Genomic DNA, 22,312 nt, shown 5'->3' with positions numbered 1-22,312 from the left:
AGGGGAGTGCGCGATGGAGCTCCATTCTCGGAATCCGAAGTTTCAAATTAATGACACCGCCGCGTCACGGGCTTGTGTTTCCTTCCTCGCCGTCATTCAGACCGCGGGGTTACAGTGGCGAATTCGAAAAGCCTTGCCAATCTCTTAGCCAGCACCGCTGTCGCGTCCAGCCTCGCGATTCCCTTCGCGACGCTGTCGCCCGCCGCCGCCAGGCAGGATCGTGACAAACACGTTCTCATCCTGAGCATCGACGGTTTCCACCAGGCCGACCTCAACTATTTCGTCGCCCACCGGACCTGTCCGAATATTGCGGCTCTGGTCAAATCGGGGGTGACCTACACGTCCGCCTCGACCACCAAGCCGTCGGATTCGTTCCTAGGCACGATCGCCCAGGTTTCGGGCGCTACGCCCAAATCGGCTGGCGTCTTTTATGACGACAGCTACGACCGCACGCTTTATTCGCCCAATTGCGCTTCCGGTCCCGGCGCCGAAACGACCTTTGCGGAAAACGTCGACACTGACAGTTCCCGCATCGACGGCGGCGTTCCCAACAGCCTGCTCAGCGCCAATGGCGCTGTGGCGATCTCGGCCGCCCACCTGCCCGGCAAGATGGTCAACGGCAAATGCCAGCCGGTGTGGCCGCACAATTTTCTGCGCGTCAACACCATTTTCAGCATCCTCCACGCCCGTGGCTATCGCACCGCCTGGTCCGACAAGCACCCAGCCTATGACATCCTCAACGGTCCCGACGCCTTTACCCTGAATGGTCCGGGCCGCAATATCGACGACTTCTTCGCGCCGGAAATCGATTCCGACCTGAGCGCGGCGAATATCGCCCTTGTCGCGTCGCTCGGCCTGAAGTCCACGGCGCCCAATCCGACTCCGATCGCCGGAGGCAGCTTCACCAGCTCGATCGGCGGCGTCGAATGTTACGATGGCCTCAAGGTGCAGGCGATCCTGAACGAGATCGCCGGCCGCGATCACACCGGCATGAAAAAGGTCGGCGTTCCGGCGGTGTTCGGTCTGAACTTCCAGTCCGTCAGCGTCGGCCAGAAGCTGAAGGGCAACGGCTATTCCGATCCGCAGGCGACGCCGAGCGCCGGCTTGCAGAGCGCGATCACCTTCGCCGACAATTCGATCGGCCAGATGGTCGAGACGCTGGCGCGCAACAATCTTGACCGGAACACCACGATCATCGTCAGCGCGAAGCACGGTCAATCGCCGATCGACGTGAGCAAGCGCGTGACCCTTAAAGACAGCACGGTCATCGCCGGCCCGCCCGGCTCGAATTACGCCTTCGATATGGCCGACGACGTCACGCTGATCTGGCTGAAGGACAATAGCGGAACCAAGACCGCTGACGCCGTCAAGGCTCTCAACGCCTATGGCGACACCGGGATCATGGAATGGCTTTCCGGGCCGCTGCTGGCGTCGAATTACCAGGATCCGCAAAAGGATTCGCGCACGCCCGACATTATCGGGGTCACCCGTGTCGGCGTGATCTATACCGGCGGCTCGAAGCTTGCCGAGCATGGCGGCTTCAACGAGGACGACACCCACGTCGCTCTGATCGTCTCCAATCCCCAACTGATCCATGCGTCGATCAACGCCCCGGTGGAGACCACCCAGATCGCGCCGACGGTCCTGAAGCTTTTCGGCCTCGACCCCGACGAACTCGACGGCGTGAAGCTTGAGGGCACGACGCCTCTGCCCGGCCTGCAATTTCGCTGGAATTGATCCAGCGAGGCCAGACTGAAGGAGCGCGCGCCGCGCGCTCCGACCTTTTTGCGCAAAGCGCGCGGCCGCCATGGCTCGCGCGCTTTTTCCGCCGCGCGCGTCTGCTGGCGGCTTTGGCGCTGGCGATCCTGTCCTGCCGCAAGGGGTTTCGCGGTCTCGCGCCGGCGGCGTGGGGATTCATCGCCGGGCTGTTGTGGCTCGCGGCCCAACCGGATCAGCTTGGCTGGTATGCGGCGCCGAGCCTCGTTCTTTTCGTGGCCTTAAGCGTCGCGGCGCTGATCGACGCCCGCTATTTCATCCTGCCCGATGGGCCGCTTCTCGTTCTGGCGCTCGCCGGCGTCGCTCTGCGGCTGGCGGCGCCGGTCGAAAATTTTGCCTTCTTTCTGTCGGCGGCTGCTTTCGCCTTTGCGGTCTTTCGCGCCGCCGCCTGGGCCTTTGAAAAGGCGCGCGGCTATCCCGGCCTGGGGCAGGGCGACGCGCGGCTTTTCGCTTTGGCCGGGCTCTGGCTCGGCTGGGACGGCTTGGCGTCCTGCCTGCTGATCGCGGCGCTTTCCGGCGCGCTTGCCGCGACGATCGCCTTGCGCGACCGCGCGCTCGCCCATCCGCGCGAACCCTTGGCCTTCGGCCCGCATCTCGCCTTGGGCTTTTGGCTCGTCTGGGCGGTCGGGCCCCTTATCCCGGCCTGAAGGCGAGCCTGCCCGGATCAGCGGAATCGGCCGCCGGGCGGTCCCGTGAAGCCGCCGGGCCCGCCGGGGAAGGGGCCGGACCCGCCTGGGAAGGCCCCGGGTCCGCTGGGGAACGCTCCGGGCCCGCCGGGGAAGGCCCCGGGTCCGCCCGGGAAGGCTCCGGGGCCGCCGAATGGCGAGCCGCCTGTCGGCGGAAGCCCGCCGCTTGGATTTCCGCCGCCCGGGGTTCCGCCGCTTGGCAATCCGATCCCTGGCGTTCCGGTTCCTGGCGCGTCCGGAAAAGCGCCGCCGCCGGGCGCGCCAAATCTCCGCTGGTCAAGCCCCCCTCGTTCGGGACCGTGTTGCAAGAATCCGCCGGGGCGGCCGCCGGGGGCGCCGCCGGAGCCTCCGGGGTCGCCCATTCCTCCGGGACCTCTTCCGCCAGATCCTCTTCCGCCCTGACCTCCTCCGGGGCCGCCGTTCGGACCGCCGCCGGGCGCATCGAAGCCGCGCCGCGGATCGACCCGTTCGATTTGCCGCGCGACCAGAGAACCGTCGGCGCCGAATGCGCCATTGATGACGACCAGACGGGCGCCCGCCGGGGCGCCGCCGCCGCGATCCTCGACCCGGACGCCGCCTGCGGTCTCCAGCCCGCCGGCGCGGCGGCTCACCCAGGTTTCGACGGAGACGTTGCGCGCGCCGCCAATGCCGATCTCGGCCTCGTTTTGCGCCTCGCGGACGACGAAGACCCCATTGTCGAGAGCGCCGCGCGCAACGATGCGGGACCCGGCCAGCGCGTCGGAGACGCCGGCGATCTTCTGGCCGCCGATCCTCAATCCGCCCGAGGCGTGGCGCTGGACGAGGCCCGCGATCTGGTCGAGCCCGCCCGGAACGCGTTCGACTGAGGAGGCGACAATGGTCTGGTCCGGACGGCGCAGGCCGCCGACCGCGATGCGATCCCCGACTTTCAGCGCGCGCGCGATCCTTGCGCTGGGCAGAAGTATGCGCTGCCCGAGAATGTCGAGCTTTTTGCCCCTGATCCGTTCGACCGAGCCGATCGCTTCGCTGACGATGACGATGCGATGGGTCGTCCAGACATTGTCGGCGCGCTCCGCGACGAGGCGCGCGACCTGGCCGAGGCGCATGTCGGCGGGCGTGGCGCGCGAACCGTCGATTTCGATGATCGCATCGGCCGGATAAGCGATGCGCTCGCCATTGACATAGACGCTGCCGAATTTGCGGATCGAGCCAATGAAGCCTGTGCCGCCGAGGCCATTGTCGCCCGGACGGAAGCCGGTCCCGCCAATGCCATTGTCGCCGCCTTTTTTGCTGTCATCCCCGGCAAAGGCCTTCACGCTTCCCATGAGGGCGGCGAACAGCAGAAACCGGCGGCGGCTCAGGGATTTCGGGGCGCTCATTCCGACTTTCCCCCGTCGTCTTCCGCCGGGGCCTCGCGCCGCAGGGATTCGTCCTCGCCATAAAGATAAAGGCCGAAATTCCAGCGCCAGGTCCCGCCTGGATCCTCGCGCATCGCGCCCTGCGCTTCGCGGTTCACGCCCTTGAGCGCCTCCAAGGCGACGCGGCGCGACAGGGCCAGCATGTTTTCGGCCATGGCCTGCGATACGCCTTCGTAATGCACCGCGCGCTCGAAAAAGGGCGGCTCGGCGGCGAGAATGTTTTCCACTGCCGCCGCGACATGGTCGTGGAGGTTGCGGCCGAAATAATAGAGCTGGCGGTCGTCGCCGGCGCGCGGCGCGAAGGCCGCCTCCTCAAGCCGGACGCGCCCCTCGGAATCGATCGTAACCATGCCGCGATCGAGCCATTCGTCGAGCACCGCGCGTGGGCGCACGTCGCGGGTTACCGATTCCACCAGTTCGTCATAGGTCGGGCCGTCACCGGGATCTCCAGCGCGGCGCAGGGGCAGCGGCGCGCCCTTGTCGTCGGTGAATTGTGGCGCGGCGACCCAGCGGGCAATGATCATGCTCGATCGTGACACGCTCGCGGGAACGAGCCGCACCGGCGCGCCGGCGCCCCGCAGCCGGCGCACTTCCTTGCGATGGATCCCAGTCAGCAGGCTGACGCGGCTGTCGGTCTGCTCCTTGCCCCTGAGCGCGAAATCATATTCGGCCACATTCACGTAAAGCTCGCGCAACAGGTCGCACAAGGCGGGAAAGGTCATCCCGCAGCGGATGAAAAGGCGGACGAGCGGACGCAGGATTCGCGCGATCGGCGTCTGCAGGCGAGCGGCGTCAGGCGGCGGGGCGGCTTCGGTCATGGCGCCAGCATAGATGATTTTCCATGGGAATAAATCCCACGGAATCGCTTTGCGGCGTTGACGTGGGAAAAGTTCTCACGTAATTTGCCCTATCGCCATCCTTTGGAGTGCGCCGCCTTGAGCTTCGTCGCCATTCTGGCCTCCGCGCCGTCCAGCTTTTCCATCCGCCTCCACGCCGCGATTCTGCGGCGTTTCGTCCGCAGCCTCGCCGCGATCGCCCTTATCGGCGCCGGCCTCGCCTGCGCACGGCCGTCGTCTTGCGGCGAGCGGCCGCACGCCGCCCCGACGCAGCTTTCGCGGACAGATGGAAGCGGCGCCAACGCCTCCCTGAAACCGGGCGGCTCCATTTCCGCCCCGGTCGCCTGGAGCGGCGGCTTATGAGGGCGCGGCCTTGCCCGTCGGCCCGCGCCAGTCCATGAGGGACGAAATCGGCGGCCAAGGCGCTCCTGATTAAAAAATCAAACTGAAACAGAGCTTTGTACGACATCCGGGCGCCACATGGCGGCCCGGCCGCGGAATCGCGCGCGTGAAAGCTTCGGAGCCATTACGCCATGATCCTGCGTGAAGAACTGGCGACGCCGATTCCCGGCGCGCGCGCTGACCAATCTTGTCCTGTGAACGACAATCCCGCGGCGGCGTCCTCCCGAACCGCCGGATCGCCCCGCGGCGCCGGATCGCCCCGCGTCGCCGTTCTGGCCTTCGTCGGCGTGTTCCTGCTCATTCTCGCCAGCAAGTTCCTGCTGATCCATTTCGCGTCGAGCCAGGTTCCCTTTTCCGACGAATGGGACGGGGACGCGGTCAGCACGATCAAGCCCTTTCTTGAAGGTCATTTCGGCTTTTGGAGTCTTTTTCAGCGCGACAACGAGCATCTGATCGTCCCCACAAGGCTCGTGACGATCCTGAACCTCAAAATCTCCGGCTATTGGGACGTCGTGCTGCCGATGATCTTCAACGCCCTGCTGCATTCCGCGACCCTGGCCTTGTTGCTGGCGGCGCTGACGCGCGCGCTGGACGGGCCGAAGCTCATGGTCGCGGCCATTGTCGGCTGCGGCCTGGCGCTATTGCCTTTCGGCCATGAAAACACGCTGCTTGGCTTCAACACCCATTTCTATACCGTGATGGCCTTTTCCTTCGCCGCCATCTGGTTGTTCGCCGACGCCGAGGCGTGGTCGCTGCGATGGTTTTCGGCGGTCCTGCTTGCCTCGGGCGCCTTTCTTTCCATGGCGAGCGGCGCCCTGGCGCCCGCGATCGGCGCGGGCCTTGCTTTGCTCCAGATTGCCCGCCGGGCGCGCTCGGGCGCGGCGGAATGGCTCGCCGCCGCCGCCTTGCTGGCCCTGAGCGCGCTGTTCGTCGCGCTCACGCCGCATATCCCCGAAAACGACGTCTATCACGCGCATTCGATTTCGGCTTTCCTGCTTGGCTTCGCCGATTTGCTCGCCTGGCCTTTGCACAATCCGATCGGCGCCTTGCTCTATGCGCCGGGACTGGCCTTCGCCTTCGTCTTGCTGCGCGACGCGCCCGCGCGCGACGATCCGCGCTGGTTCAATCTTGGCGTTCTCGCCTGGTCGCTCGTCCAATGCGCGGCACTAGCCTTCGGTCGCAACGGCATGGTGGTTTCCCGTTATCTCGATTTCTCCGTGGTCGGCCTGCTCGTCAATCTCGTCGCCGCGCTCTGGCTTGCGCCGAGGCTCGACATTTTCGCCGATCCGCGCCATCTCGCCCGTCTGGCTTTGGCGGTCGCGGCGATTATCGCGGCGCTTCTCGTCATCAATCATGGCCGGGTCGGCAAGGTCGCCGCAATTCTGCAACGCCACGACGACGCGCGGATCGAGGAAGCCAATCTGCGCGCTTTTGTAACCACGGGCGACGCCGCGGCGCTGGCGGGGAAAACGATCCCGCAAATTCCCTATCCGTCCGCCGAACGGCTGAAGTCCCTGCTCGACGATCCGACAATTCGCGCGACCCTGCCGCCGGACGTCAATCCGGATCAACGGATTCGTCCGGCGGTCGAAGCGATCAAGGCGCTGCTGCTGGACGCCTGGCCGTTTTTCTTCGCGGCGGGACTGTTCTGCTGGGCCGTCGCCATTCGCGAGGCGCCGGGACACAGGCCAGGCGAGACGCCGCTGCTGCGCGAGATTCCGCGCGAGGCGTCCTGAAACGGCCCGATCCCTATTTCCCGGCGCCGGAATTTTTCCCCGTCACGACGGTCACCCGCTCGCCATTGGCGATGGAATCCGGCGGATTGAGGATGATTTGATCCTTGGTCGTGACGCCTTCGGCGATTTCGAGGGTCGCGCCGAGGTCGCGGGCGATGGTCACAGGCTGGAGGCGGACCAGACCCGATGAATCCACCAACGCGACATTCGGGCCTTCGGCGCGAAACAGCAGGGTGTTGGCGGGAATTGAGACCTGGCCCGCCGGCCTCAGCGGCAAGGCGATCTGGACATAGGCGCCGGGCTTGAGCCGGCCCTGCGGATTGGGCAGCATCAGTTCGACCCGCAAGGTGCGCGTCGCAACGGCGATGGCGCCGGCGACATAGGTTACCGTCGCCTTGAACGTCTGGCCGGGCAGTTCGGGCTGGGTGACGGCGACTTCGGTTCCGACATGGATCGCCGTCATATAGGCTTGCGGCACGTCCACGAAGACGCGCAATGGGTCGGTGACCGCCATGGAAAACAGCGCCACGCCGCTGCTGCCGGAATTGACGAGATTGCCGATATCGACGTTGCGCGCGGTGATGACGCCATCGAACGGCGCGACGACGTTCTTGAAGGCGGTGGTCGCCTGCAACTGCTTGAGATTGGCTTGCGCCCCGGCCTCGGCCGCGACGGCGGTGTCATAGGCGTTCTGTTTGGTGTCGAGGTCCTGCCGCGCGACGGAATCCTGCGAATAGAGCTTCTTCCAGCGATCGAGCGCGACCTTGCCCAGAACCACATTGGCTTTGGCCTGTTCGACCTGGGCGGCGGCCTGCCGGACCTGCTGGTCGAGTTCCGGCGTTTCGAGTTCGGCCAGCGTCTCGCCCTTGGTCACGCGGTCGCCGATCTCGACGTTGAACTTGCGGACATAGCCGTTGACGCGCGCATAGATCGCGGTTTCGTTGTCGCCGCGCAGGGTCGCGGGCAGGGTCAGCACGCCGCCGGACATGCTCGGCTTGGGCGTGATCGTCGTCACGAAGACGCGCTGGCTTTCGAGCGACTGGGCCTCAAGCTCCGTCCTGCTCGCCGCGCGCTCGACCAACACTCGGGCGGCGCCGACGCCGAGCAGCGCGGCAAGGACCAGAATGGCGCGCATCGCGCCGCGCCAGACTTTCTCGCGGCGCGGTAGGTGGAGATGGCCGTCGTCGCTGTGCAGCGCGAGATTTTCGTGGGACTTTCTGGTCACGGCGCGGGAGTCGCCTCTTGATCGCCCCCCCGGCCGGCCGCCCTGGCATGGCGGCTGTGGGCTCCGGCGAAGACCAGCGGCACGAAGAGAAGGGTGGAAAAAGTGGCGAAGAGCAGGCCGCCGATCACCGCGCGTCCGAGCGGGGCGTTCTGCTCTGCGCCTTCGCCCAGGCCGAGCGCCATCGGGATCATGCCGACGATCATGGCGAAGGCGGTCATCAGCACCGGCCTTATGCGGGTCGCCCCGGCTTCGAGCGCGGCCGAAAGCGGCGCGGCGCCCTGGCGCAGCCTTTCGCGGGCGAAAGAGACGAGTAGGATGGAATTGGCGGTGGCGACGCCGGTGGTCATGATCGCGCCGGTCAGCGCCGGGACGGAAAGCCGCGTGCCGGTCAGGAACAGCATCCACACGATGCCGGCAAGCGCCGCGGGCAGCGCGCTGATGATGATGAGCGGATCGAGCAGCGACTGGAAATTGACGACGATCAGCAGATAGACCAGCACGATGGCGACGAGCACGCCGAGGCCCAGTCCGAAATAGGAGCTTTTCATCGTGACCGCCTGGCCGCGCAAGGCGATTTCGGAGCCGCGCGGCAGATCGGCCCGCGCCGCGTCGACGATTTTCGCGACGTCGCCCGCGACGCCGCCAAGCGCGCGTCCCTCGACGCTGACATAAATATCGACGGCCGGGCGCAGATTGTAATGCGACACCAAAGCCTCCAGGACGCCCGGCTCGACGCGGACGAGATTGCCGAGCAATTGCGGCGCGTCGCCGGTTCCGGAGTTCACCGGCATGGCCAGCAGGTCGTTGACCGAGCCGATGCGATATTGCGGCGTCTGGGCGGTGATATTGTAGGAAACGCCGTTGCGCGGATTGAGCCAGAAGGTCGGGGACGTCTGGCTGCTGCCGGAAAGCGAGATCAGAACGTTCTGGCCCACGGATATGGCGTTGATCCCCACCTGCTGCAACCGGGTGCGGTCCATGGCGAGGAGCAGATTGGGCTGGTCGAGCCTTTGCAGGATATGGACGTCCACCGCGCCGGGAATCTTCTTGATCTCATTCGCGATTTTCGTCGCGCGGGCAAAGTTGTCGCGGACATTGGCGCCGACGATCTGGACATTGATCGCCGCCGGCTGGCCGAAATTGAGGATCTGGGTGACGATGTCGGCGGGCTGGAAGAAAAATTCCACGCCGGGAAATTTTTCCGGCAGTTTCCGGCGCAGGTCGTCGATATAGCTCTGCGACGGGCGATGCTCGGGGGTCAGGGCGATCATGATTTCCGCGTCGAGCGTCCCGATGGTTCCGGCGTTGCTGTAGGAGAGATTGATGCCCGAATAGGGCAGGCCGATATTGTCGACGATGGTCTGCAATTCGTTCGGCGGAATCTGGGTGCGGATGAAGCGGTCGACTTCGTCGGCGAGCCGCGCCGTCTCCTCGATGCGCAGGCCGGTCGGCGCGCGCACGTGCAGCCTGATAGCGTTGGCGTTGACGGTGGGGAAGAAATCCTTGCCGAGCGTGAAGAACAGGCCGAGCGAGGCGAGACAGAACAGCAGGAAGGCTGAGCCCGCGATCCGCCGCCGCGTCAGCAGCATGCTCAGAAGAACGACATAGACGCCGCGCATTTTCTCGAAGGCGGCGTCGAAATTGTGGTGGAGGCGCTGAAAGAAATTCCGGCGTCCCTCCTGCGCGCCGGGCGCGCGCAACAGCAGCAGCGCCAAAGTGGGAACAAGCGTGCGCGACAGGATGTAGGAGGCGAGCATGGCGAAAACCACCGCCTCCGCCAGGGGCACGAACAGGAATTTCGAGACGCCGGCGAGGAAGAACATCGGCGTGAACACGATGCAGATGCAAAGCGTCGAAACCAGCGCCGGAAGCGCGATTTCGCCTGCGCCTTCGTAAATCGAATCGTAAAGGCCCGTTCCCAGATGGAGATGGCGCTCGATGTTCTCGATCGTCACCGTGGCGTCGTCCACCAAAATGCCCACGGCCAGCGCCAGGCCGCCCAGCGTCATGATGTTGATGGTTTCGCCGATGAGATCGAGAACCAGCAGCGACGACAGAATCGACAGCGGGATCGAAATGGCGATGATGACGGTGGCGCGCCAGTTGCCGAGAAACAGCAGGATCAGCGCGGCGGTGAGGCCGGCCGCGATCAAAGCCTCGCGCAGCACGCCGGAAATGGCGGCGCGGACATAGACCGACTGATCGAACAGGGCGCGGACCGTGATCCCCGGCGGCAGCAGCTTTTCCGCCCCGGGCAGGGTCTGCTTCAGGGTCTCGACGATGCGCAAGGTCGAGGCCGAGCCGTTCTTGATGATCGACATCAGCACGCCGCGCACGCCGTCGAGCCGGACAATATTGGTTTGCGGCAGGAAACCGTCGCGCACATGGGCGACTTCACGCAGATAGGTCACCGCGCCATTGACGGTGCGGACGGGCAGATTGTTGAGGCCTTCGATCGTTTCCGGCGCGCCGTTGAGGCTGACGCCGAATTCCGTCGGCCCCATTTTCGCCGTGCCGGACGGCAGGATCAGGTTTTGCGCGCTGATCGCATTGACCACGTCGAGCGGCGTCAGGCCCTTGGCGAGCAGCGCGGAATTGTCGATATCGACCGAAATGATGCGCTGCTTGCCGCCATAGGGGAAGGGAATGGCGACGCCGGGGATGGTGACGAGCTGCGGGCGAAGGGCGTTGAAGGCGGCGTCGAAAACCTTTTGTTCCGGCAGGGTAGGGCTGGAGAGGGCGAGCTGGGTCACCGGAATGGCGGAAGCCGAATAAGTGATGATCAGCGGCGACGTCGTGCCGGTTGGCAAGGTTCTGAGCATGACCTGTTCGCTCGCCAAGGTCTGGGCGATGGCCGTGGCGATATTCGCGCCGGGCTGGAAGAAGATTTTTATGATCCCGATGCTGTTGTAGGACTGCGATTCGATATGCTCGATGTCGTTGACGGTCGTGGTCAGGATACGTTCGGCCGGCGCCGTGATCCGATAGCCCATCTCCTGCGCCGACAAGCCCGAATAGTTCCAGATGATGCTGATGACCGGGATATTGATGTCCGGCAGGATGTCCGTCGCCATGGTCAGCAGCATATAGGGCGTGGCCAGCACGATGGTCAGCGCCATGACCAGGAACGTATAGGGGCGCTGCAGCGCTATTCTGACGATCCACATGGAAAGGCGCGATTTCCTTTGCTGCCGAATGGGAGGCCGCGGGGCTTATAGCATTTTGCCGCGGCCTCGCGAGCCTTCCGGCCGATTCCGGCTTTTGCGATAAGGCATGAACGCGCTTGCGCGCAAGCCTGCTCAGCGCGACATCATGAAGCGGATCGTGGCCGCGAAAAGGCGCCCGTAGGGCGGACGCAGGAGCTTTTTGGTATCCAGGGACCCCTGGATCATCACGCCCTTGCGGTGCGAGAAGGCGCGGAAGCCGTCTTCGCCGTGATAGGCGCCGAGGCCCGACGGTCCGACGCCGCCGAAGGGCAGGTTTTCCACGGCGATATGCGACAGGGTGTCGTTGACCGTGACGCCGCCGGAATGGGCGCCGGCCAGCACCTTGTCGCGGTCTCGCGCGCTCGCGCCGAAATAATAAAGCGCCAGGGGACGCGGCCGGGCGTTGACGAAGGCGATGGCCGCGTCGAGCCTGTCATAGGCCTTGACCGGCAGGATCGGGCCGAAAATCTCATCGCGCATCAGGGTGAGGCCGTCGTCTGGCTCTATGACCAGCGTGGGCGCGATCTTGCGCACTTCCGCCATGTCGCCCTCGTCGGCCGGGTCGACTGCGACGATTCGGGCGCCCGCCGCGCGGGCCTCGTCCAGCGCGGCCGCGAGTCGCGCATAATTCTGCCCGTTGATGATGGCGGTGTAATCCGGATTGGCGCGCAACTTCGGATAGAGTTTTTTGGCCGCCGCGGCAAAAGCCGTGACGAAGCCTTCCAATTTTTCCCGCGGGACGAGAGCGTAATCGGGCGCGATACAGGTCTGCCCGGCGTTGAGCAATTTGCCATGGGCGACGCGCAGGGCGGCTTCGGCGAGATCCGCGTCGGGGCCGAGAATACAGGGCGACTTGCCGCCAAGCTCCAGCGTAACGGGCGTGAGATTCTTCGCCGCGGCCTGCATCACCCGTCGACCGACCGCAGTCGAGCCGGTGAAGAACAGATGGTCGAAGGGCATGCTGGCGAAGGCCGCGCCTGTCTCGGAGCCGCCGAGGACGACGGCGACCTGTTCCTCCGGGAACGATTCCCCGAGCATTTTCGCCAGCAGTTCGGACGTGCGCGGCGTCAGCTCGGAGGGTTTCAGCATGACGCGATTCCCGGCGGCGAGCGCCGCGATCATCGGCGAGAGCGCGAGCTGGACCGGATAGTTCCCGGGCGCGATGATTCCGACCGCGCCGAGCGGTTGCGGCAGGATCCGGGCGCGGCCCGGCATGAGCTCCAGGGGGACCGCGACGCTCTTGGCTTTCATCCATTGCGGCAGATGCCGCAGGGCGTGGCGCGCGGCGGCGACGACCGGCCAGACGTCCGCGAGCAGGCTTTCCTGCCTTGCGCGGCCGCCGAAATCCTCCGAGATGGCGGCGGCGATCGCTTCCGCCTCGCGTTTCACCGCGTCGCGCAGGCGGGAAATGTCGGCGCGGCGCTCCTCCAGGCTTGGCGCGCCATGAGCGGCGAAGGCCCGGCGCTGCCGTTGCAGAAGTTCGGCCGCTGGTTTGGCGAGGCTTGCCGCCGCGATAGGATCCGTAGGCATGCGCGTCGCTCCCGACCAATGGGCGCGACTATAGCAGACCGACGGTCCTTGGCGAGCGCGGCGGCGTCAACCGAATTTGAAGAGAATGCCGTAGCCGCCGCGCGGATAATCCCAGGTGATGTCGCCGGATTCCTCACACAAAACGCGGCACGTGCCGCATTCGAGGCAGCCGTCGGCGGTGATTTCCACCTGACCGGTTTCCGCCTGCGAATAGCAGCCGGCCGGGCACAGATGGGTCATCGCCAGCAGGTTTTTCGACGGCTTTTCATGCGGCGCGACGCGGATATGCGGCTGGCCGGAATCGACCAAATAGCGGTTCTGGAAAAGTTTTTCCTCGACCTTCTGGAACTGGCCTTCGAGTGACATCGACATCTCCCTTAGCAAAGAGGAAATTCATTAACGCCAGGCGCGGGCGAGGCGGAACGCGTCGCCGAGCAGCCCGAATGTTCCGCGCGCCTTGCGGAAACGGGTGAAAGTGTCCTTTTCCTTGTCGATCTTCGGCTTGCCGTCGACGCGAACGAAATTCTCCATCGCCCTGGAGACAAGCTGCGGATAGGTCAGGAACAGGTTCTGCGCCTGGGTGTGAAGAAGCTCGGGCATGTCCTTGTACTTCTTCAGATCCTTGAGGACGAAGCTCTCCTCCAGCATCTTCTTGTAGAGCGAGAGATTGGCGGCGGTCATCGGCTCGCGCCGCGACTTGATCTGGAAGATCGCCTCGCCGGCGATGCGCCCAGAGGTCATGGCGAGGTTCGAGCCTTCGCGATGGATGGCGTTGTTGAGCTGGCCGGCGTCGCCGCAGATCACCCAGCCGTCGCCGAACAATTGCGGTATCGCCTTGTAGCCGCCTTCCGGAATGAGATGGGCGGCATATTCCTTGACCTCGGCGCCGGCGATGAGCGGCGCGACCGAGGGATGCTTCTTGAAGGTGTCAAGCAGCTGGGAAGGCGAGGTTTCGCTTTCGGCGAAATCCGAAACCAGGCAGCCGATGCCGATCGAGATGCTTTCCTTGTTGGTGTAGATGAAGCCCATGCCGGCCATGCCGTTGGAGATCGTGCCGGCGGCCTCGATCACGGCGCCTTCGCTTTCCTTGATGTTGAAGCGCTGCTCGATGACTTCGGTCGGCAGGAAGTGCATTTCCTTGACGGCGAGCGCGACCTGGCTGGCCGAGGGACGCGGCCGCAGTTCCGAACGCGTGCCCAGCAGGCCGTTGACGCCTTCCGCCAGCACCACGACATCGGCGTGGATGGGGCCGCCGGAGCGGTCGGTGCGCACGCCGATCACCTTGCCGTAGGCGTCGCGGATCAGCTCGATCGCAGTGGTCTCGCACAGCAGGATCGCGCCCTTTTCCTGGGCCTGTTTGGCGAACCAGCGGTCGAACTGCGAACGGATGATGGTGTAGCGGTTCGGCTTCTCCTCGTTGAAGTCTTCCGACCGATAATGCATGCCGGTATGCGCCTTGTCGGTCATGAACCAGAAGCGCTGTTCGATCAGGCGACGTTCGAGCGGCGCCTCGTTGCGGAACTCCGGAATGATCTTTTCCAGCATGTCGGCATAGAGAATGCCGCCCTGCACGTTCTTCGAACCCGGATATTCGCCGCGTTCGAGCTGAAGCACCTTGAGGCCGCGCGAGGCCATGGTGAAGGCTGCGGCATTGCCGGCCATGCCGGCGCCGATGACGATCGCGTCGAATTTTTCCTCGATCATTTTTCGACTCCTGCGAATCAGCCGGCGAGCCGGTCATTGGAATGGGGCGAAAGCCTCTTGCGGAACGCTTCCGTCAGCGCGGGCAGGAAGCGGATCGCGTCGGTGACGATTCCGAGATGGGCGAAATCCATGATCGGCGCGTTCTTGTCGGTGTTGATCGCGACAATCAGGTCGGCGCCTTCGACGCCGACGCGATGCTGGATCGCGCCCGAAATGCCGGCGGCGATATAGAGTTTGGGGCGGATGGTCTTGCCGGTCTGGCCGATCTGGCGATCCGACGTGATCCAGCCCTTCTGGATCAGCGGGCGCGAGGCGCCGAATTCCGCGCCGAGCACCGACGCCAGATTTTTCACCAATTGATAATTTTCCGGGCTCTGCAGGCCCATGCCGCCGGCGACCACGATATCGGCGAAGGCGAGATTCGACTTGCTGGAGTCGCGGTCCGGGACGAAGCTCAGGATTTTGGTAATGATGTCCGATTCCGTCAGGTCGATCTGGAACGACACGACGCGGCCGGCGCGGCCTTCCTGACGCTCGGGCATGGCCATGACGCGCGGACGGACGGTGGCCATCTGCGGGCGATAGTTCAGTGTGTAGATCGTGCACAGTAGCGAGCCGCCGAAGGTCGGGCGGGTCGCGGCGAGCGACTTGTCGTCGTCGACGTTCAGCTCGGTGCAGTCGGCGGTGAGGCCGGTGAGCAGGGTGGTGGCGACCGAGCCGGCGAGGTCGCGGCCGAGCGTGGTCGCGCCGAGCAGCAGGATTTCCGGCTTGTGGGTGTTCACGAGCTGGGTCAGGCCCTTGGAATAGGGCTCGTTGCGATAGTCCGCCAGCACCGGATTTTCGACGATGTAGCAGAGGTCGGCGCCATAGGCGAAAGCCTCTTGCGCGGCGTGTTTCACGTCTTCGCCGGGGGGGCCCATCACCACGCCGGCAAGCTCCACGCCGAGCTTGTCGGCGAGCTTGCGGCCTTCGCCGAGCAATTCGAACGAGACCGGATGCACGATTCCGCGCTCCATCTCCATGAAGACCCAGACATGCTTGTGGTCGCGATATTTTTCCGGCAGCTCCTTCTTCATCGAAGCGCGGCTGCTTGCCGCCTGCGGCGCGGGTTTCTGGTCGCTCATGTTCCCATCCTCAAAACGGCGGCGTCAAAATCCTGAAGCGAGCTTGGTCATGTCGGCCTCGAGCGTGGGGGCCTTGGCGAAGATCGCTTCGATGAAAGCTTCGGCGGTGTCGGCAGGGGTTGCCCCGACTTCGACCAAAGCGGCCTTTTCCGCGCGGGCCTGCGGCGCGAACACGCGCTTCACCACGGTCGGCGAGCCGCGCAAGCCACAGAGCTGCAGATCCTCGATGCCGGCGTCCTTGGCGTTCCAGGTGACGATTTCGGCCCGGGCGGCGCGCAAGGCGTCGTCGATCTTGCCGCGACGCACGATATTCGAGCCTTCGAGCATGGTGATGAGGCAGGGGAGCTGCGATTTCAGCACCTGCGTGCCGCCCTCGGAGCGGCGCTCGAGCGTGATCGAGCCGTTTTCCTGATCGAGTTCGGTGATTGCCGAAACATAGGTGAGCTGCAGCATGTCGAGACGCTTGGCGATGCCGGGGCCGACCTGGGCGGTGTCGCCGTCGATGGTCTGCTTGCCGGCGAAGACGATGTCCGGCTTGCCGAAAGTTTCGCCGATCTTGCGGATCGCCTGGGCGAGCGCATAAGTGGTGGCGAGCGTGTCCGAGCCGGCGAAGAAGCGGTCGGTCAGCAGCACCGCGCGGTCGGCGCCGATGGTGAGCGCCTTGCGCAGGGAATCGGCGGCCATGGGCGGGCCCATGGTCAGGACAGTTACTTCGCCGCCGACCTTGTCGCGGAGCCGCAGGGCCTCTTCGAGCGAGAACAGGTCGTAAGGATTGATGATCGTGGGCACGCCTTGCCGCATGATCGTGTTGGTGACCGGATGGACGCGGATCTGCGCCGAATCCGGAACCTGTTTGATGCAGACGACAAAATGCATATGAGCCTCCGGCGGCTTCAGCCGCGATGTGCAAAACGGGAGCGCCTGGTTTCGCAGCAGACGTCGCAAGCTCCATACCAACCGGCTTTTGATCATCAACATATTGAAAAATATATATTAATATTGGGGGATCGTTTCATTGCGCGTGCGCCCCAGGACGAACCTGTCGGCATTGCTACAGAAGTGTTGGGCGCGATTTCCGAAAGGCTTCCAGATTGTCCGGCGTTCGTCCTGTCGGCGCGAGCCTGGCCTCGGCCATGCCACCGCGCGACGCGCTCGTGATCTGCTCGGGGCGCCGCGTCAGCGGCTTGACGCACGATTCTTCGCGCCTTTCCAGCGCGAGAGTTTCACGCAGAAGGGCCTTCGCGCAGCCTTTCGCGCGCGCGCCGCGCGACTTCCTCATCCTCGTCGTCAATCAATTTGAGCGCGATCTCGCGCGGCGCGCGGTCGGCGACCATGAAGCGCACGCGCAGATCGGGGTCGCGGACGAGTTGGCCCAGGGCGTCGGGCGAAATACGCTCGGCCGCCTCGCGCCGCACCAAAGCGTCCGGGTCATGCAGCATGGTGTAAAGGCGTTCGGGCGGCAGGCGCCCGACGATATAGCGGCGCACCGTCGCTGAAGGATCGTCGAACATGATAGGGAGCACGGCGGGATCGAGCCGACGCGCCACGGTGAGGCGGACATGCTCGTCCTCGTCATGGGCCATGGCGACGAGATCGGCGCCATCGAGACGCAGGGCGCAGGCGATGCGCACGGCGCGGTCCTTGTCGATCCGCATCTCGCGCACTTTTGCGATCGGCAGGCGCAGAGCGGCCATGGCGCGCACTTCCGGCTCGCGGTCCTTCATCAGCCGCGCGATCTGGAAAGGATTGGCGTATTTGGCGGCGAGCGCGCGCACCTCGAAATAGAGATGGTTGAGATAATCTCCGGCGAGTTCCTGATTTTGCGCGAAGAAGCGATCGATGCGCTTGGAGCGTTTGTCGCGTACGCAAATGCGGCCGAGCACACAGCGCCCGCCCGCGCGCAAATCCTTGTGGGGGCAGTCCTGGCAGGAGAAGGGCCGGCCCGTCCAATCGGTCGCGGCCTCCGTCTCTTCCGTCGTCGCCATGCTCCGCCTCTTGACTGTCGCGTCGCGCGACACGGGTGCAAGGCATGCGCCAATTTTCACGACAAAAACTCACGGGCTTGCGCCCGTGAGCCAAGTCGCTCGGGAGAAACAGGGGAAATCAGAATTTCTTGATGTCGATGTTCTGCTTGCGCAAGGCGTAGCCGATCTGGCGCGGCGTCAGGCCGAGCAGGCGCGCGGCCTTGGCCTGAACCCAGCCGGTTTTGTCCAGCGCCTCGATCAGCCGCTCGCGCTCGCTTTTGACGGGGTGAACGACCGGACAGTTGTCGGGAGCCGGACATTCGTGCGGCAGGCCGCGCTCCATGGCTTCGAGCGCATGATCGGCGCAGACATTCGCGGCCGCCGCGATCTCCGCCGGCAGTTCGCTTTCATTCACGGGCGGCGGCGCGGGCGGCGGCGCCTTCGATTTGGCCGTCACGGTCGGCATGGTCGGCTGAGCTTGCGGATGGGGATGGAGGCCGACAAGATTGTTATGGCCCTTCCACAAGGTCGCGGAAAGACAGCAGCCCTGCCAGCAGGCGAGGTCGGATTCGAGAATCTCTTCGCCGATCGCCAGCGTCGCGGTGCGGCGGACGCAATTTTCCAATTCGCGCACGTTGCCCGGAAAGGCGCAATTGGCCAGTATGTCGAGCGCGCGCGTGGAAAATTCGTGATCGACGCCATTCTCCTGCGTGAATTGTTCGAGGAATTTCTTTGCGAGGATCACGATATCGCCGGGCCTTTCGCGCAAGGGCGGCGTGAGCAGCGTGACGACATTGATGCGGTAATAGAGGTCAGCGCGGAAGTCGCCTTTCGCGACGGCCTCTTCGAGATTGCGATTGGTGGCGCAGACGATGCGCACGTCCACCTTGAGGGTCTTGGTTCCGCCGACGCGCTCGAATTCGCCTTCCTGCAGAACGCGCAGCAGCTTGGCCTGGAACGAGGCGGAAATCTCGCCGATTTCGTCCAGAAACAGGGTGCCGCCATTGGCAAGCTCGAAACGGCCGATGCGCTGGTTGACCGCGCCGGTGAACGAACCCTTCTCGTGGCCGAACAATTCCGATTCGATCACGCTTTCCGGCAGAGCGGCGCAATTGACCTTGACGAAAGCCCCCTTCGCACGCGGAGAATTCTCATGGATCGCGCGTGCGAAAAGTTCCTTGCCGGTGCCGGTCTCGCCGCGCAGCAGCACGGTGGCGTTGGAGCGCGCGGCGATTTCGATGTGTTGGAGCAAGGTCCTGATCGCCGGGCTCTCGCCGAGAATGAAATCGGATTTTCCGCGCGGCGATGGTTTCGGCGCCATGGAGCGGACGTCGGTGAGCTGTTTTTCGAGCCGGTGCTGCTCCTTGATGAGGCGGTCGCGGTCGCGCGCGATCAGGAAATGCATGCGCATCGCCTGGCCGACCAGATTGGCCACCATGGCCAGCATGCGAACGTCGTCTTCGAGGCGGAAGTCGAGCTTGTTGTTCCATTCGCGATCGACGGTGAGCGTGCCCTTGGCGACGCCGTCCACCTTGATCGGCACGCCGAGGAACGAGACCTTGGTCATCGGCGGCAGCAGATGGCGATAGGCCGTGCCGGTGAAATAGGAATGGGTCGAAATGTCCTCGATCACCAGCGGCACGCCGGTCGCGACAATATGGTCGATGACTTTTTGCGGCAGTAGCGTCTTGGCGCCGTTCGGCTTCGGCGAAGCGTCGGAAGAGGCGGTGATTTCCGGCTCGCCGTCGTCGTCGAGCGCGAGGATGAAGCCGCGACGCATCTGCATGAAGGACGAGAGCACGGCGATCACCGCGCCGAGCGTGCGCTCCAGCGATTGGGCTCCGGTCAGGATTTTGGAGATTTCGTAAATCCCCGCCAAAGCCACGTCCTTATAGGCGGGGGTATAGAGTACTTTATCTGCTGAGGCCATCATGCGGCTCCCGATCAATTGGCGCAGCCCGAAAGATCGTCTTCTCCACGCAAACGGCACACATTACGCGAACGGAAGGCGCCACGTTCGCGTCGCGCAGGTCCAGCCACCTGCTTTGCCTTTGTCGATTCAAAATAAGCCTGCGATGTCGCCTTTGAAACATCAAAAAACAAGCAGGTCCAGACGCTACCGCCCATATTTGTCGCAAACTGAACAAAAGGCGCGCTTTGTTTGAAGCGTTCCAGAAACATGTTTAACACAAGCGAAAGCCAGGCTTCATTCGGCCGATATCCGCACCGAAACGTCGCGGGGCGGCGCATGATAGGGAGCCGACGTCACCAGCAGTCGCGCGCCGGCCAGCACATAGTCGCGCGCATTGTCGGCCTTGACGCCCCCGGCGGCGGCGATCACCGGAGGACGCGCGAGATCGCGCGTCGCCGCCGCGAGTTCGGCGATTTGCATGGGCGAGAATTTCTCCGCCTGGATCACGTCGAAGCCGGCCTGCGCGGCCGCTGCGCCTTCCGAAGCGTTCCTGACCTCGATGACGAGCTTTTTCTCTGGCGCCGACGCCCGCATCCGCGCGACCAGATCGGCAAGCGATTCGTTTTGCAGGAAGGCGCGATGTTCGGGAAAAACGAGGATTGTTTCGGACAGTCCGAGCCGGTGCATCACGGCGCCGCCGGCCTTGACCGCGGCGATGGCGAAATTCTTCACGCCGGGAATGTTTTTGCGGGTGCAGGCGACGCAGACGCCGGGCGAGACGGCGCCGGCGGCCTCGACGATGGCGCGCGCCGACGTCGCGACGCCGGCCCAGATTTCGATCAGCGTTTGCGCGACCTTCCAGCCGCGCAGCAGCGCGCCCGCCGGGCCGCGCGCGCATAGGATTTCAGCGCCGCTTTCAAGGCTCTGTCCGTCCGCGACGCAAAGCTCGACCCGCGCGCCCGCGAGTTCGAGAATTGTCGCCGCCTCCGCCGTCAACGCCGCCACCATTTTTTCGCGCGCGGCGAAGCGCATGACGCCCGGCCGGTCGGCGAGACCAAGCGTTTCCGTGGTCAGATCGCCATGCGGGGCGTCGTCGAAAAGCAGGCGCTCCAGTTCGGCGCGCGGAATGCTGGAAGCCATGGGAAAGTTGTTCAGGCCGGCCGGGTCGTCTCGGCGACTGCCTCGAACCCTTCGAACTGCGGGGGCCCGAGATAAATTCCCTTGGTTTTCGGCGCGCCGGAATGGGCGCGGCGGAAGGCCTCCGAACGGGTCCAGTCTTCGAAATGTTTCTGCGTCTCCCAGATGGTGTGGGAGACGAAAAGCGTCGCCTGCTCGTCGCTCGGCCCCCGCAGAAGGTGGAAGACGACAAAGCCGGGCATGGCGGGCAAGTCGGTCTGACGGTTCCGCCAGACCTCCTCAAAATCCGCCTCACGGCCGCGCGCGACGCGAAAACGGTTCATGGCGATGAAAGTCATGGGAACTCCAGAAGTCGGTCCGCTGGACGGCCGGTCAGCCGCGTCGCGCCAATGACTTGAGGAAGCCCTGAGCTTCGTCATTGAGTTCGCGATCGACGGCCGGGGCCATTTTCAACAGAATATTGGCGATAAATGGCTCGTCATTACGGGGCTCGTCAAGCGCCTCGCGCAGCACCGGCACATTGTCCTCGATGTGATGCAGGAAAGCGACGCCTTTTTCCAGCGTCTCGCTCCATTTTCCCCGGGTCCACAAAGCCAGCGGATAGATGATCTCCTGCGGGAAATTGGACTTGCGCGCCTTTTCCAGGAAACGCAGGCCCGTTGTCCAGTTCTCCGCCGCCCGCATCGGCGGCGGCGGCGGTTCGTCGTTCAGCATTTTCTGCGCGGCCTGGCCGACATGGTCTTCGAGCGACATCGGTTCGGCGATCGGCGAGCGGAAGCTCCACAAAGCGACGGCGCCGGGGAAATCGTCGCCATAAAGCTGTTTGAGTCCCGCATCGACCTTGTCGATCGCCGCCTTGTCGCCTTTGAGCGAGGCGGTCATGCAGAATGAAAACAAGGCGTCCCTGGCGACATGGAGCACGCCACCGCTCTTGAGTTGCTGCGGGGTCAATTTCGGCGTAACGCCGTCGGCCGGTGGTTCGGCCGTTCCCGCGCGCAAGGCGCTGATGAAGGCGGTGATTTCCAGCCATCCCGGAAAAGCGGCGACGAAGGCCTCCGCGTCGGTATGGACCACGGCGAGATTGATCGCCTGTTTGCGCCGGATGAGTTCCGCGTTGTCGGTCATGGCGTTCGGCTCCGGAACGGATTGGATGGGATGAGGCCCGCGTCGTCATTGCGAGGAGGATCCGGCCGATGACCGGATTGGTTCGCTTCGCTCGCCATGACGCCTCCGGGCTGGCGGAATTCAGTCGCCGGTGATCACGACTTCGGGCATGTCGGAATCAGGCAGGTCGAGGCCATCCTCTTCGGCGAGTTCGACGCCGGTGATGCAAACGTCGCCGTCGTCCACGACGATCGCAATCGGCGTCAGCTCCTTGCCCTGGCAGGGGCCGGAAAAACATTTGCCGCTGTCGATATCGAATTGCGCGCCATGATGGCGGCAGACCAGGAAATTGCCCTCGTCGTCCATCACTTCGGCGCCGCCGGCGCCGAGTTGCAGGCCCTGATGGGGGCATGCGTTTTCGAAGCCGTAATAATTGTTTCCCTTGCGGGAGATGATGATCGGCCAAGCGACGCCTTCGCCATCCTCGCCGCCCGCCTTTTTCAGAACGAAACTTCTGGCGTCATTGTCGTCAATTTCGAAGGTCTGGCAGATCGCGTAGAGCTCGTCCATGGC

The 22,312-nt window shown here is 64.4% G+C and carries 20 protein-coding genes; 4 read left to right on the top strand and 16 right to left on the bottom strand.

Annotated elements, in window-relative coordinates; genetic code table 11:
* The first annotated feature begins 114 nt into the window (after nt 1-114).
* Entirely contained in the window at nt 115-1,737 is a 1,623-nt protein-coding gene (locus tag K2U94_RS17280) for an alkaline phosphatase family protein (protein ID WP_243068397.1), read from the top strand.
* Entirely contained in the window at nt 1,734-2,423 is a 690-nt protein-coding gene (locus tag K2U94_RS17275; protein WP_243068396.1) for a prepilin peptidase, read from the top strand. The genes K2U94_RS17280 and K2U94_RS17275 overlap by 4 nt, the downstream gene beginning before the upstream one ends.
* Nucleotides 2,424-2,440: 17 nt before the next feature.
* Here K2U94_RS17275 and K2U94_RS17270 read toward each other — a convergent pair whose 3' ends face one another.
* Complete coding sequence (locus K2U94_RS17270; protein WP_243068395.1) at nt 2,441-3,820, bottom strand: DUF5666 domain-containing protein; 1,380 nt, start codon at nt 3,818-3,820, stop codon at nt 2,441-2,443.
* The gene (locus K2U94_RS17265; protein ID WP_243068394.1) at nt 3,817-4,677 is read right to left on the bottom strand and encodes a DUF6502 family protein; all 861 of its coding nucleotides are present in this window, start codon (nt 4,675-4,677) and stop codon (nt 3,817-3,819) included. The genes K2U94_RS17270 and K2U94_RS17265 overlap by 4 nt, the downstream gene beginning before the upstream one ends.
* A 117-nt stretch (nt 4,678-4,794) precedes the next feature.
* Between K2U94_RS17265 and K2U94_RS17260 the strand changes: the two genes are divergently transcribed.
* Entirely contained in the window at nt 4,795-5,058 is a 264-nt protein-coding gene (locus tag K2U94_RS17260; protein ID WP_243068393.1) for a hypothetical protein, read from the top strand.
* A gap of 170 nt (nt 5,059-5,228) precedes the next feature.
* Nucleotides 5,229-6,833 (top strand): hypothetical protein, encoded by a 1,605-nt coding sequence (locus K2U94_RS17255; protein ID WP_243068392.1) that lies wholly within the window; start codon nt 5,229-5,231, stop codon nt 6,831-6,833.
* Nucleotides 6,834-6,846: 13 nt separating this feature from the next.
* On the opposite strand, the gene K2U94_RS17250 is transcribed toward K2U94_RS17255, so the two are convergent.
* From K2U94_RS17250 to K2U94_RS17185, 14 genes are all read right to left on the bottom strand, one after another.
* Nucleotides 6,847-8,058, bottom strand: a complete 1,212-nt coding sequence (locus K2U94_RS17250) for an efflux RND transporter periplasmic adaptor subunit (RefSeq protein WP_243068391.1) — start codon at nt 8,056-8,058, stop codon at nt 6,847-6,849.
* Complete coding sequence (locus tag K2U94_RS17245) at nt 8,055-11,225, bottom strand: efflux RND transporter permease subunit (protein ID WP_243068390.1); 3,171 nt, start codon at nt 11,223-11,225, stop codon at nt 8,055-8,057. The genes K2U94_RS17250 and K2U94_RS17245 overlap by 4 nt, the downstream gene beginning before the upstream one ends.
* Before the next feature lie 132 nt (nt 11,226-11,357).
* Nucleotides 11,358-12,794, bottom strand: a complete 1,437-nt coding sequence (locus K2U94_RS17240) for a coniferyl aldehyde dehydrogenase (RefSeq protein WP_243068389.1) — start codon at nt 12,792-12,794, stop codon at nt 11,358-11,360.
* Between the two features lie 66 nt (nt 12,795-12,860).
* Complete coding sequence (locus K2U94_RS17235; protein WP_425332531.1) at nt 12,861-13,160, bottom strand: ferredoxin family protein; 300 nt, start codon at nt 13,158-13,160, stop codon at nt 12,861-12,863.
* 30 nt (nt 13,161-13,190) lie between these two features.
* Entirely contained in the window at nt 13,191-14,498 is a 1,308-nt protein-coding gene (locus tag K2U94_RS17230; RefSeq protein ID WP_243068387.1) for an FAD-binding protein, read from the bottom strand.
* A gap of 17 nt (nt 14,499-14,515) precedes the next feature.
* Nucleotides 14,516-15,622: an electron transfer flavoprotein subunit alpha/FixB family protein gene (locus tag K2U94_RS17225; RefSeq protein WP_243068386.1), complete on the bottom strand. Its 1,107-nt coding sequence runs from the start codon at nt 15,620-15,622 to the stop codon at nt 14,516-14,518.
* A gap of 24 nt (nt 15,623-15,646) precedes the next feature.
* Nucleotides 15,647-16,498: an electron transfer flavoprotein subunit beta/FixA family protein gene (locus tag K2U94_RS17220; protein ID WP_243068385.1), complete on the bottom strand. Its 852-nt coding sequence runs from the start codon at nt 16,496-16,498 to the stop codon at nt 15,647-15,649.
* 347 nt (nt 16,499-16,845) lie between these two features.
* Nucleotides 16,846-17,607, bottom strand: a complete 762-nt coding sequence (locus K2U94_RS17215) for a 4Fe4S-binding leucine-rich repeat protein (RefSeq protein ID WP_243068384.1) — start codon at nt 17,605-17,607, stop codon at nt 16,846-16,848.
* Between the two features lie 118 nt (nt 17,608-17,725).
* Complete coding sequence (gene nifA / locus K2U94_RS17210) at nt 17,726-19,516, bottom strand: nif-specific transcriptional activator NifA (RefSeq protein ID WP_243068383.1); 1,791 nt, start codon at nt 19,514-19,516, stop codon at nt 17,726-17,728.
* A gap of 14 nt (nt 19,517-19,530) precedes the next feature.
* On the bottom strand, nt 19,531-19,767 hold the full coding sequence (locus tag K2U94_RS17205) for a hypothetical protein (RefSeq protein ID WP_243068382.1): 237 nt from the start codon (nt 19,765-19,767) through the stop codon (nt 19,531-19,533).
* A gap of 25 nt (nt 19,768-19,792) precedes the next feature.
* Nucleotides 19,793-20,638 (bottom strand): ModD protein, encoded by an 846-nt coding sequence (gene modD / locus K2U94_RS17200; protein ID WP_243068381.1) that lies wholly within the window; start codon nt 20,636-20,638, stop codon nt 19,793-19,795.
* An 11-nt stretch (nt 20,639-20,649) separates the two neighbouring features.
* On the bottom strand, nt 20,650-20,973 hold the full coding sequence (gene hmuQ / locus K2U94_RS17195; protein WP_243068380.1) for a heme-degrading protein HmuQ: 324 nt from the start codon (nt 20,971-20,973) through the stop codon (nt 20,650-20,652).
* 34 nt (nt 20,974-21,007) lie between these two features.
* Nucleotides 21,008-21,760, bottom strand: coding sequence for a hypothetical protein (locus tag K2U94_RS17190; RefSeq protein ID WP_243068379.1), 753 nt, complete (start codon nt 21,758-21,760; stop codon nt 21,008-21,010).
* Nucleotides 21,761-21,880: 120 nt separating this feature from the next.
* Entirely contained in the window at nt 21,881-22,309 is a 429-nt protein-coding gene (locus K2U94_RS17185) for a Rieske (2Fe-2S) protein (protein ID WP_243068378.1), read from the bottom strand.
* Between the last annotated feature and the right edge of the window lie 3 nt (nt 22,310-22,312).

The sequence above is a fragment of the Candidatus Rhodoblastus alkanivorans genome, from assembly GCF_022760755.1.
In the GTDB taxonomy this organism is placed as follows: Bacteria; Pseudomonadota; Alphaproteobacteria; order Rhizobiales; family Beijerinckiaceae; genus Rhodoblastus; species Rhodoblastus alkanivorans.
The sequence above is the reverse complement of the archived record's forward strand: the minus strand, read 5'-3'. Positions and strand labels throughout refer to the sequence as shown.